This window comes from Idiomarina seosinensis (assembly GCF_044797955.1).
Classification (GTDB): domain Bacteria; phylum Pseudomonadota; class Gammaproteobacteria; order Enterobacterales; family Alteromonadaceae; genus Idiomarina; species Idiomarina seosinensis_A.
Map to the genome: position 1 here is coordinate 2,214,096 of NZ_CP085211.1, position 12,096 is coordinate 2,226,191.

Consider the following 12,096-nt stretch of genomic DNA (forward strand, 5'->3'; position numbering starts at 1 on the left):
TTAAAGCGAACAGGAATTATTATGAGTTTAGGAAACGTGCCTGCAGGCAGCAATCTACCCGATGAAGTCAATGTCATTATCGAAATACCGGCTAATGCGGATCCGATAAAATACGAAGTTGATAAAGATACCGGTACTTTATGGGTCGACCGTTTTATGGCAACCCCGATGTTTTACCCCTGCAACTATGGTTTTGTAAATCACACCTTGTCACTGGATGGTGACCCTGTCGACGTTCTTGTTCCAACACCATACCCATTACAGGCTGGCTCGGTCATCAAGTGCCGCCCGGTTGGTGTCCTGAAGATGAGTGACGAGTCGGGTGAAGACGCCAAGGTTATCGCTGTTCCTGTCAGTAAACTGTCTAAGCAATACGATGACATCAAGGATATCAATGATGTCCCTGAACTGCTGCGTGCTCAAATCACCCATTTCTTCGAGCGCTATAAAGAGCTGGAAAAAGGCAAATGGGTTAAGGTAGAAGGCTGGGGCGATATTAACGAAGCAAAAGACGAGCTAAAGTCGTCCTTTGAACGGGCTCAAAAGTAATTAGTAATGACTGCTGCCATTGAGTTAACTAAACTGCGCTTTAGTTGGCCGGGCGCGCAGCCGATAATCGATATTGATCATTGGCAGGTGCCGCAGGGGTCGAATGTTCTCCTGCGGGGCGCCAGTGGCAGCGGTAAATCTACTCTGTTGTCTTTATTAGCCGGAATCAATACCCCTGAGTATGGCAGCATCCGCCTGCTCGGTACTGAAATGCAAAAGCTAAGCGCTCGTCAGCGCGACAAGTTTCGTGCTGATCATATTGGCTATATTTTCCAGCAGTTTAATTTACTGCCTTATCTGAGTGCACTGGATAACGTGCTACTGGGCATTAAGTTTTCAAAACGCCGACAACAAAATTTATCTGAACCAGCGGCAGAAACCGCTGCTGACTATCTAAGCCGCCTTGGCTTATTGCCTGCGCAGCAAAATCAACCGGCAGCCGAGCTCAGCGTCGGCCAGCAACAACGCGTTGGCGCAGCGCGGGCATTAATTGGCTCTCCTCAGCTTCTGATTGCCGATGAGCCAACTTCAGCACTGGATGCCGATCACCGTGATGCCTTTGTTAAATTATTGCTGGAACTGAGCGAAGCGAATGGAACCACGGTATTGTTCGTCACTCACGATAGTGCGTTAGCTCCCTTTTTTGACCGCCATGTAGAGCTTTATGACATCAGCAGGACTTCTGAGGAGCCTGTTTAAATGATTAAACTGGCCCTGAAAAGTTTGCTCAATCGCCGAACCAGTGTGTTATTAACCGTAATAGCTATCGCAGTTAGCGTCGCCCTGCTATTGGCAGTAGAGCGGGTGAAAACTCAGGTTCAGCAGAATTTTGCTAACACAGTTTCCGGTACCGACCTTATTGTTGGCCCCCGCAGTAGCCAGAGCCAGTTGCTGTTAGCGGCCGTGTTTCATATCGGGTCAGTAACCAATACCATGAGCTGGGACAGTTTTGAAGCCATAGCAAAACGCAAAGAAGTCAGCTGGGCGGTGCCTATTTCCCTTGGAGATAGTGTTGGTGGACTACCGGTTGTCGCAACAACTGACCAGTATGTTGAGCATTATCGCTACGGCGACAAGCAACCACTGCAACTTGTTCAGGGCTCCTGGTTTGAAGACCACCAACAGGCAGTCTTGGGCGCCGAAGCAGCCAGCCAGCTTAACTTAACCGTCAGCGACCAGCTCACCATAGCGCACGGCTCCGGCGGACTTAGCTTCAGCGAGCATGACAACCACCCGATTGCTGTGACAGGGATTTTAGCCCCTACCGGTACTCCCGTTGATCAGGCCATATTTGTCGACCTGCAAACCATTGAAACGGTACACGGTACCGATACTGAAAACAGCGCTCATCACCATCATGAGCACCCCGCCGAGCGCATAACTGCGGCGTTTCTCGGGCTGGAGGTAAAACCGCTGGCATTGCGTCTGCAGCGGCAGATTAATCAGTATAAAGAAGAGCCGCTAACGGCTTTAATGCCAGGCTTTACATTACAGCAGCTGTGGAAATCCCTTAATATTTTTGAACAAGCCTTAAACGGTATCTCGGTACTGGTAGTTCTTATCGGCCTTATCGGTATGTTAACCATTTTATTGGCAAGTTTACGTGAACGGCGCCGCGAAATGGCGGTTCTCCGAGCTGTCGGTGCAGGGCCGGGGACTATTTTTACCTTACTTGTTACCGAAGCTGTTATGGTGACTTTGGTCGCAACAATGGCAGGTTTGCTGCTACTTTACGCACTGCAGTGGTCACTGACCGGATTAATACATTCTTCAACAGGTTTACTGTTTACCTTACAACCACCAACACAGGCAGAATGGTCGCGTATGCTACTGGTCGTGGTTGCAGGTTTCCTGTTAAGCTTAATACCAGCGTGGCGAGCTTATCGCCAGTCACTATCTGATGGGCTAACGGTGAAAGTATGAAGTCAATGTTAAAAGCTACAGCGATTCTGGTAACAGCGTGTGCTGTTAATGCCAGCGCTATTGCCGCCGACACAATCGGCTGGAAAGATTTATTACCGGAAGGGTTTACGCCCCCGCCCGTGAGACCACAATCCTACTATGATGCAAACCCTGAAGCCGATAAACAGACGCATTTAAATGCCCCTGTAGTTGAAGAGCTTAACGGTAAAACCATTCGCATCCCTGGCTATGTTGTGCAACTGGAAGGCAACGCTGACGCTGTAACGGAGTTTTTGTTGGTGCCTTATTTTGGTGCCTGCGTGCATGTCCCGCCGCCACCACCCAATCAGATTATTCATGTGGTTTATGAAGAAGGCGTACCGTACGAAAATACCTATGACGCGGTTTGGGTAGAGGGAGTTATTAAAACTGAACGCAGTGAAGGCGAGCTTGCGGTTACCGGCTACGCCATCGAAGCTGATAGCGTCGAGGTTTACCAGTAACACAAGCCTGTTCAGGGACAGTTAAAAGTGCACATCAACGGACAGAAACGGTCCGTTGAAATCAATATCTGAAAACAGCCCGTCAACGTCATCCAGATCGACACGCAACGAACGGTAGCCTGCACTGATGCTCACATCGACAGCAAGATTATCGATGATGCGATACTCAAGGGCTGCCTGCACGTCAGTTAAGCTACTATCGTCAATCGTTAAAGCTTTGGCTTCACCCGTCACTGCCCAGTGAGTAAATGGCAGGCCTACACGGGTTGCCAAATAAGCTGTGGGGATGGTTTCAGAAAACCCGCTAACTTGATTACCGGCAATATCCACTGCGCGTCCATCAAAGGTTTTACCGTTAATACCGACATCAATAGCGATAATATCGTTATCGAATATCTCGTAATACAAGCTGTAGTCGCGATGGTCAAAGTTAACTTCCGTGGCCGACAGTTCGGTATCCGCGGTTAGATTATTTTGTCTTACTTTAATATTAGGTAATAACGGGATCGGGTGCTCTAACGCTGCATAAAAACTACTGCGGGTGTTATCTCCGTCAACCTGGTAAGCATCGCTGGATAACAACTGATAGCTGCCCTTTGAGTCAACCTGCCAACCTTGAACACCAAGGTATAAACCCAGGACGGTATCAGCGTGAGCATTCATTGACAGGACCGAGCAGGTCAGTAACGCGAGTGTCGATTTTAACTTCATTGCGTCCTCTTAAGTTAGCCTTCAGCTAACAAGTTGCGTAAATCGATTAATGCCGCATTGGCACGAGATAAATAGTTAGCCATGACCAGTGAATGGTTAGCCAGCAAGCCAAAGCCAGAACCATTCAAAATCATTGGACTGGATACCGGCTGCAGAGAAGACTCCAGTTCATTAATAATTTGCTGCAGACTTATCAATGCATTTTTATTCGACAGCACTTCGGCAAAGTCAATTTCAACGGCTTTTAAGAAGTTTAGTATTGCCCAGCTGGCCCCTCTTGCTTCATAAAACGTATTATCGATCTGCCACCAGCTTGTCTTTTGCCTGATGGCCTGCAGTGAGGCCGTCGACTGCACTGCTACGGCATCACCGGCAAGAGCCAAATCCGGTTCAACCCGGGCAACACTGGCACTCAGTCGGCGTGACAAAGAACCGAGACGCTTCTCCAGCTCCTGCATATAACGCCGGAGGTTATCAGAGCGAGCGTAAAACTGCGCTGAATGATCCGAGCTATCCAGTAATGCAAGCCGGTACTGTTTAACTTCGTTAATGACGGTTTTGTATTCGTTTTCTGCCGTAGGTGCAAACCAGCTGGTATGATCAATATTCATGGCCGGCTGAGCAACAACTAAATTAGGGTTTTCTACTGACTGCGACTGCGAGCGGCTAAAATCATTTCGAAGAGCCAGCAACATATCCCGGGTCATTTGCACCACACCAAACTCCCACGCCGGGATATTATCCAGCCATACTGTCGGTGGCAAAATATCGTTGCTCATGTAGCCGCCGCGCTTATTCAGTAAAGTGCTCAGGCTCTCGATAACCGCAGTACTGGTTGCAAATCCCTTAACCGGTTCTACCTCCAGCTCAGCTGCTGTTTGTTGTATCGCTGTATTAAGTGCAACAGGCTGTGGCTCTTCGCTCAGCAGCCAGCCCAGCAGCCAAAAAAGGACTACCAATAAAGTGACTCCGCCAATGGACCATGTCCAGACGGATTTTTTAGTTAGCGCAGCAATTTTCATTCTAATTCTCTGACTTCCAAGTTGATTTGCTGACGGCTACCATCGGCAAAATGCATCACTACCGGCACACTGTCACCCACTTTGAACGGCTGCTGTAAATCAAAAAACATGATGTGGTAACTACCCGGCGCCATCGACAGCGATTCGCCGGCTGCCAGAGTCAGTTCAGGAACGTGTACCATTTTCATCATACCGTTATCGTGCTGGTGAGTATGAAGTTCGGTTTTCGAACTGGCCGGGCTTTCCAGTTTAACCAGTGTTAACGGCTGCTCCTGTTCATTAGCCAGACTGGCATAGCCTGCACCGTTAGCCATGCCCGGTATGGTCGCTCTGGCCCAGGCTTCAGTAACTGACAGCTCAGCGGCCAGCGCCAGATTCGAGATGACTATTACGGTGATTCCGAGGAAGGTTATCAGTTTTGCTTTCATAGGAAGCGTCCGGTTTAACTAGATTTACCCTACATACTACACTGTTTTGCGGGAATTTCTAAAAACAACGTATAAAATCGCAACACAAAGGACTAGTGGCCAAAACATTCCAATGCCGGTAAAAACCATAGCCACAAATGCACCAATCAATCCAATTGCCACGCTACCGAATACTGTCATAAGAAGGAAAAACACCAGCCCTATAATGGCTAATGCGATAACAACCGATAGTGCAAACTCAATAACCGAGCCAAGAGCATAGCCAATCGAGCTAAAAATTTCAGGGGCAAACGAGACCCCAATAATGACCAGAACGATAGTAACGATCCACTGATTACGTGACATAACTGCCTCTTTTTAACTGAATAATAACTTCTTTGTGTTATTCAATTTTGATGCCAAATATTTTTCCTTTATATTCATTTAGTTAGGTATTCAATAATCAATCCATTGGTTTATTTTACGACCTAAATAAAAAAACCGCCACAAAGTGGCGGTTTTCGCTTCACCTTATAGAGTCTTAAAACCGATATTCCAGCTCGGTGAAGAAGTAACCACCATTAAAGCCAATGGGTGAATTGGTTAAAGGATAGACAAAAATTCCGTTGAACTGATTGCCTTCTGAGCGTCTGTCCGGATACTGACTGAACAAGTTTTGTGCGCCCAGCTTAACTGATATTGCTTCGTTCCATTGATAGCCCACGGTTAAGTCCGTGATCCAGTCAGGCCCGTAAGTTTCAGTCCCGCTACTGTAATAAATATCATAGGTACCGAAGTAGCTAAGCTGCAAATTGGTAGACCATTTTCCCATCTGATGCGTTAAGCCTAACGAACCCGAGTGTTTAGGAACAGACTCAGTCATTCGGACCTGTTCATTTTCGTCAAATAGGACATCCTCCAGGCCATCAAGCAAAGACGGAAGGTTGATCGCATCAATATCCGTGTCGTTGTAGCCATAGGCTAACTGAGTTTTCAGGTCGCCGTAACCGCTGAGATCAAATTGTTTACTGACCACCACGTCTATACCACGGGTGGTGGTATCCACAGCATTTACAAAAAACCGCGCATTTTCAGCGCTGATATCAGCTAAGGCGTCAGCGACAGCCGCTGAATCAGACGGCGTAACGTCCCCGGATAAAATAATGCGGTCCTGGATCTCTATTTGGAATGCATCAACTGTAACAGTAAGTCCCTCAAAACCATTCCATACGACTCCAAGACTCAGGCTCTCCGACTCTTCAGGCTGTAAATCGCCAATACCCAGTGCTTCTGTGACCGGGCTGATGTTATTAAATGTCCCGGATTGTTCAGGCTCTGGACCATTGCCCCGGTCAACAAACAGCGTCGAGATATTGGTAAAATATAACTGCTGGACACTGGGCGCACGAAAGCCGGTATTGGCTGTTGCCCGAACAGCTAACTGGTCTGTCGCATCATAACGGCCAGAAATCTTCCAGCTGGTATTAGTACCAAAATCGGAATAATCTTCGTGCCGAACAGCTGCTCCCCACATAAAGTCAGTAGTTAGCTGATTTTCTGCTTCGAGATACAGACCAATATTATCGCGTGATTGGTCAACCTCTGACTCAGGAGCAAAACCAGTAAAGCCCTGGCTACCACCGGGACGTCCTTGATAGCCACCATTGATATAAGACGCCTCGTCGCCTGCAATCACTTCGTAACTGTTTTCTCGATAGCTAACCCCCATTGCGATAGATAGATCCGAGTTATTAGCAAAAGGGATAAACCGCTGTGCATCAAAAGTCAGATTAGTCTCACCATTTTGTAGCGTACCTGCTTCAAAGGTAGTGGGTGTCAGATCAGGGCCAAGTGATGCATTTAATGAATTTTTAACGTTGTATTGGAACTCACTAAAACCATAGCCAGCGCTCAGATCGAATGTCCATTCGTCTAGCATCCATTCGAAACCAAGATAGCCTGAATAATCTTTTACGTCGGGAGCTAATATGGGCAGGAAGCCGTCGGGGTAAATTTCGGTTAATGTATTTGACTGTAACGCCCGACGATAGAAAGCTCCGGATTCGGAGGTGCGGTCACTAAAACCACCAAAGGCATAAAAACTGGCTGATTCACCAACACCGATCTCAAGATTGGCAAATAATGATGCATTTTCATAGTCAGCATCGCCGACATGAAAGCTGTTGCGATCGAAGGTTTGCTCGCGGGGATCAAGCTCGCCGTTAGGCAGTAAAGGATACTGTTGCCTGGGATCTGGCTCCGCACGGTTGGTGCGATTTTTGCTGTGAACTTCTCCGGACAGCGTAAAAGCGCCATCATCGCCTACCTTAAATCCATTACTGGCAGATAGTTTCCACTGCTCTCCATCGCCTTTGTGTGTCTGCCCCAATTGCAGGTTGCTCATACCACCTTCTGCATTATCTTTTAGCACAATATTTATCACACCGGCAATAGCATCAGAGCCATAAAGAGCCGCGGCACCATCGCGTAGTACCTCGATTCTTTTGATAGCTGCAATCGGAATAGCGTTTAGATCGGCATTTGAGCTACCGCGACCGGTAGTTCCGTTTAAGTGCACCAAGGCTGAACTGTGTCGACGTTTGCCATTGATCAGTACCAGCGTATGATCCGGGGACAAACCCCTTAACGATGCGGGACGAACGGCATCAGTACCGTCGGTTATCGACGAAGAGGGAAAGTTAAAACTGGGTACAGAATACTGCAACGCCTTCGCGGTTTCAGTTATACCGGTAGCCGCTAAGTCCTCAGCCGAGATTATATCTACCGGGGCCGAGCCATCAGTTGCTGTTCGCATTGATAGCCTTGAGCCAACGACCTGCAAGACCTCTTCAACTTCGGCTGCAGACTGATTTTGCTGTTGTGCAACAGCAGGGAAAGTTGCCATGGTTCCGGCGACGATCGCCAGGGTAATTGGATTTAGCTTTTTCATTACTGCTCTCTTGTTATGGGCTGGCGTTACTTTATCAGTTTTACAAAAAAACCGTTAAAACGGTTGCAGCTGACGTAGATGAAAAAGATATATATCACCTTACCGACGGGCATAAAAAAACCCCGGCCAAACGGCCGGGGTTATTTATTTGAAGTCTGGCGGTGTCCTACTCTCACATGGGGAGACCCCACACTACCATCGGCGCTGGTATGTTTCACTACTGGGTTCGGAATGGAGCCAGGTGGTGCCATACCGCTATGGCCGCCAGACAAAAACTGTCACAACATAAAAATCTGATTGTACATGCCACTCAATTTGTCGTGTCTTACGCAACCTATGTCTTTGCAGAGGGTTCAAACTTGTCTCAACAATTACAAACACCTTGGGTGTTGTATGGTTAAGTCTCACGGGCAATTAGTACGGGTTAGCTCAACGCATTACTGCGCTTCCACACCCCGCCTATCAACGTTGTAGTCTTCAACAACCCTTTAGAGCACTCAAAGTGCTAGTGAGAGCTTATCTCGAGGCTCGCTTCCCGCTTAGATGCTTTCAGCGGTTATCGATCCCGAACGTAGCTACCCGGCAGTGCCACTGGCGTGACAACCGGAACACCAGAGGTTCGTCCACTCCGGTCCTCTCGTACTAGGAGCAGCCCCTCTCAACTCTCAAACGCCCACGGCAGATAGGGACCGAACTGTCTCACGACGTTCTAAACCCAGCTCGCGTACCACTTTAAATGGCGAACAGCCATACCCTTGGGACCGACTTCAGCCCCAGGATGTGATGAGCCGACATCGAGGTGCCAAACACCGCCGTCGATATGAACTCTTGGGCGGTATCAGCCTGTTATCCCCGGAGTACCTTTTATCCGTTGAGCGATGGCCCTTCCATTCAGAACCACCGGATCACTATGACCTACTTTCGTATCTGCTCGACGTGTCTGTCTCGCAGTTAAGCTGGCTTCTGCCATTGCACTAACCGTACGATGTCCGACCGTACTTAGCCAACCTTCGTGCTCCTCCGTTACTCTTTGGGAGGAGACCGCCCCAGTCAAACTACCCACCAGGCACTGTCCCCACACCCGATAAGGGTGCCAGGTTAGAACATCAAACATACAAGGGTGGTATTTCAAGGGTGGCTCCACACCAACTGGCGCCGGTGTTTCATAGCCTCCCACCTATCCTACACATGTAGGTTCAATGTTCAGTGCCAAGCTGTAGTAAAGGTTCACGGGGTCTTTCCGTCTAGCCGCGGGTACACTGCATCTTCACAGCGATTTCAATTTCACTGAGTCTCGGGTGGAGACAGCGTGGCCATGGTTACACCATTCGTGCAGGTCGGAACTTACCCGACAAGGAATTTCGCTACCTTAGGACCGTTATAGTTACGGCCGCCGTTTACCGGGGCTTCGATCAAGAGCTTCGCTTACGCTAACCCCATCAATTAACCTTCCGGCACCGGGCAGGTGTCACACCCTATACGTCCTCTTTCGAGTTAGCAGAGTGCTGTGTTTTTAATAAACAGTCCCAGCCACCTGGTCACTGCGACCGCCGGCAGCTCATGACGCGAAGTCAATCACCACCAGCGGCGTACCTTCTCCCGAAGTTACGGTACTATTTTGCCTAGTTCCTTCACCCGAGTTCTCTCAAGCGCCTTAGTATTCTCTACCTGACCACCTGTGTCGGTTTCGGGTACGGTCAATGTTTATCTGAAGCTTAGAGGCTTTTCCCGGAAGCATGGCATCAACAGCTTCGCACCCTTGGGTGCTCGTCTCGTGTCTCGGCCTTAAGAGTCCGGATTTACCTAAACTCTCAGCCTACGCACTTTCACCGGGACTACCAACGCCCGGCCTGCCTAGCCTTCTCCGTCCCCCCATCGCAATAAACATCGGTACAGGAATATTAACCTGTTTTCCATCGACTACGCGTTTCCGCCTCGCCTTAGGGGCCGACTTACCCTACCCTGATTAGCATGGGATAGGAAACCTTGGTCTTCCGGCGTGGGAGTTTTTCACTCCCATTATCGTTACTCATGTCAGCATTCGCACTTCTGATACGTCCAGCATGCTTCTCAACACACCTTCATCCGCTTACAGAACGCTCCCCTACCCAGCACATAAATGCGCTGCCGCAGCTTCGGTGTATGGCTTAGCCCCGTTACATCTTCCGCGCAGGCCGACTCGACTAGTGAGCTATTACGCTTTCTTTAAAGGATGGCTGCTTCTAAGCCAACCTCCTAGCTGTCTGTGCCTTCCCACATCGTTTCCCACTGAGCCATAACTTTGGGACCTTAGCTGGCGGTCTGGGTTGTTTCCCTCTCCACGACGGACGTTAGCACCCGCCGTGTGTCTCCCGGATAGTACTCTGCGGTATTCGGAGTTTGCATGGGGTTGGTAAGTCGGGATGACCCCCTAGCCCAAACAGTGCTCTACCCCCGCAGGTATTCGTCCGAGGCTCTACCTAAATAGATTTCGGGGAGAACCAGCTATCTCCGGGCTTGATTAGCCTTTCACTCCTAGCCACAAGTCATCCCCTAATTTTTCAACATTAGTGGGTTCGGTCCTCCAATTGATGTTACTCAATCTTCAACCTGCTCATGGTTAGATCGCCCGGTTTCGGGTCTATACCCTGCAACTCAACGCCCAGTTAAGACTCGGTTTCCCTACGGCTTCCCTATACGGTTAACCTTGCTACAGAATATAAGTCGCTGACCCATTATACAAAAGGTACGCAGTCACCCCTCATGGAGGCTCCTACTGCTTGTACGTACACGGTTTCAGGTTCTGTTTCACTCCCCTCGCCGGGGTTCTTTTCGCCTTTCCCTCACGGTACTGGTTCACTATCGGTCAGTTGGGAGTATTTAGCCTTGGAGGATGGTCCCCCCATGTTCAGTCAGGATAACACGTGTCCCGACCTACTCGATTTCACTTACTATGTGCCGTCACATACCGGGCTATCACCGTCTGTGGCTCCGCTTCCCAGCGGATTCTGCTAACACTTAATAAGCTTAAGGGCTGTTTCCCGTTCGCTCGCCGCTACTGAGGAAATCTCAATTGATTTCTTTTCCTCCGGGTACTTAGATGTTTCAGTTCTCCGGGTTCGCTTCCTGGCACCTATAGATTCAGTGCCGGATACTCTGTAAACAGAGTGGGTTTCCCCATTCGGAAATCCATGACTCAAATGACTCTTACTGTCTTATCATGGCTTATCGCAAGTTAGTACGTCCTTCATCGCCTCCAACTGCCTAGGCATCCACCGTGTACGCTTAGTCACTTAACCATACAACCCCAAAGTGTCTGCTTGCGCTTAACTTCAGTGCTGTAATGCAACTAAGATTGTTTGTTCTTTGCTGTACACAAGTTCGATACGCCTCTACCTTACACATAGGTTCAAATAGAGTGGCATTTCTTACTTTTTTACAATCAGCTTTTCATGTTGTTAAAGAGCGCGTAACACAAGGTTACCGGTAAATGTTTTCAATAAAACACTTAACGCTAACATCGTTTCCTGCGTCAGGACGCAGGATACGGTTAGAGAAGAATATGGTGGAGCCAAGCGGGATCGAACCGCTGACCTCCTGCGTGCAAGGCAGGCGCTCTCCCAGCTGAGCTATGGCCCCCTAGTGCTTGTCTAAAACACCGGCAGCTGCGTTGCGCGTTTCGTTCAATCGGTCACATACCATCGAGGTATGCTCCCTCACTCACTCAACGTGCGCCTTGCTGTCGGCGCTTTAGCCTGCGCGTGCTGACATCGGGGAAACCCTCTTCTCAACATCGCGGCTAACCTAATAAGGGAATTTCAAGCGAGGGCAAGGCCATCTACTTGAAATGCTTTTGGCGTTCTGGCAAGGCGGAGGCAAGGAAGCATACACCAGTATGCGACGAAGCCGACAACGCAGTCCAGAGCGTCAAAATGGTGGGTCTGAGTAGACTTGAACTACCGACCTCACCCTTATCAGGGGTGCGCTCTAACCAGCTGAGCTACAGACCCAGTAACCTTCAGGCATTACGTCGCGTCAGGACGCGACCTACCCGAATTCTTCTCTATTGCTAT

The 12,096-nt window shown here is 49.0% G+C and carries 9 protein-coding genes, 2 tRNA genes and 2 rRNA genes; 4 read left to right on the forward strand and 9 right to left on the reverse strand.

The window, feature by feature from the left end; all coding sequences use genetic code 11:
• Window positions 1-21 precede the first annotated feature (21 nt).
• The 4 genes from ppa to LG288_RS10455 are packed head-to-tail and all read left to right on the forward strand — an operon-like array spanning window position 22 to window position 2,954.
• Window positions 22-549 (forward strand): inorganic diphosphatase, encoded by a 528-nt coding sequence (ppa, locus tag LG288_RS10440; RefSeq protein WP_404400293.1) that lies wholly within the window; start codon window positions 22-24, stop codon window positions 547-549.
• Window positions 550-555: 6 nt separating this feature from the next.
• The gene (locus tag LG288_RS10445; protein WP_404400295.1) at window positions 556-1,248 is read left to right on the forward strand and encodes an ABC transporter ATP-binding protein; all 693 of its coding nucleotides are present in this window, start codon (window positions 556-558) and stop codon (window positions 1,246-1,248) included.
• Window positions 1,249-2,472 carry an ABC transporter permease gene (locus LG288_RS10450; RefSeq protein WP_404400296.1) on the forward strand — a complete coding sequence of 408 codons (1,224 nt, stop codon included), beginning with the start codon at window positions 1,249-1,251 and terminating at the stop codon, window positions 2,470-2,472.
• A complete protein-coding gene (locus LG288_RS10455; protein ID WP_404400298.1) occupies window positions 2,469-2,954 on the forward strand; it encodes a DUF3299 domain-containing protein in 486 nt (161 codons plus the stop codon). Before LG288_RS10450 ends, LG288_RS10455 begins: the two co-directional genes overlap by 4 nt.
• Window positions 2,955-2,975: 21 nt before the next feature.
• Here LG288_RS10455 and LG288_RS10460 read toward each other — a convergent pair whose 3' ends face one another.
• From LG288_RS10460 to LG288_RS10500, 9 genes are all read right to left on the reverse strand, one after another.
• A complete protein-coding gene (locus LG288_RS10460; RefSeq protein WP_404400300.1) occupies window positions 2,976-3,665 on the reverse strand; it encodes a TIGR04219 family outer membrane beta-barrel protein in 690 nt (229 codons plus the stop codon).
• Between the two features lie 14 nt (window positions 3,666-3,679).
• Window positions 3,680-4,687 (reverse strand): DUF2333 family protein, encoded by a 1,008-nt coding sequence (locus tag LG288_RS10465; protein ID WP_404400302.1) that lies wholly within the window; start codon window positions 4,685-4,687, stop codon window positions 3,680-3,682.
• Window positions 4,684-5,115, reverse strand: coding sequence for a copper chaperone PCu(A)C (locus LG288_RS10470; protein ID WP_404400304.1), 432 nt, complete (start codon window positions 5,113-5,115; stop codon window positions 4,684-4,686). Before LG288_RS10470 ends, LG288_RS10465 begins: the two co-directional genes overlap by 4 nt.
• A 36-nt stretch (window positions 5,116-5,151) precedes the next feature.
• Entirely contained in the window at window positions 5,152-5,460 is a 309-nt protein-coding gene (locus LG288_RS10475; protein ID WP_404400306.1) for a hypothetical protein, read from the reverse strand.
• 175 nt (window positions 5,461-5,635) lie between these two features.
• Complete coding sequence (locus LG288_RS10480; protein WP_404400308.1) at window positions 5,636-8,044, reverse strand: TonB-dependent receptor plug domain-containing protein; 2,409 nt, start codon at window positions 8,042-8,044, stop codon at window positions 5,636-5,638.
• Between the two features lie 153 nt (window positions 8,045-8,197).
• Window positions 8,198-8,313, reverse strand: a 5S ribosomal RNA gene (gene rrf / locus LG288_RS10485).
• 124 nt (window positions 8,314-8,437) lie between these two features.
• Window positions 8,438-11,322: ribosomal RNA gene (locus LG288_RS10490) — 23S ribosomal RNA — on the reverse strand.
• A gap of 264 nt (window positions 11,323-11,586) precedes the next feature.
• Window positions 11,587-11,662 (reverse strand) — tRNA-Ala (locus tag LG288_RS10495).
• 294 nt (window positions 11,663-11,956) lie between these two features.
• Window positions 11,957-12,033, reverse strand: a tRNA-Ile gene (locus tag LG288_RS10500).
• Window positions 12,034-12,096 lie beyond the last annotated feature (63 nt).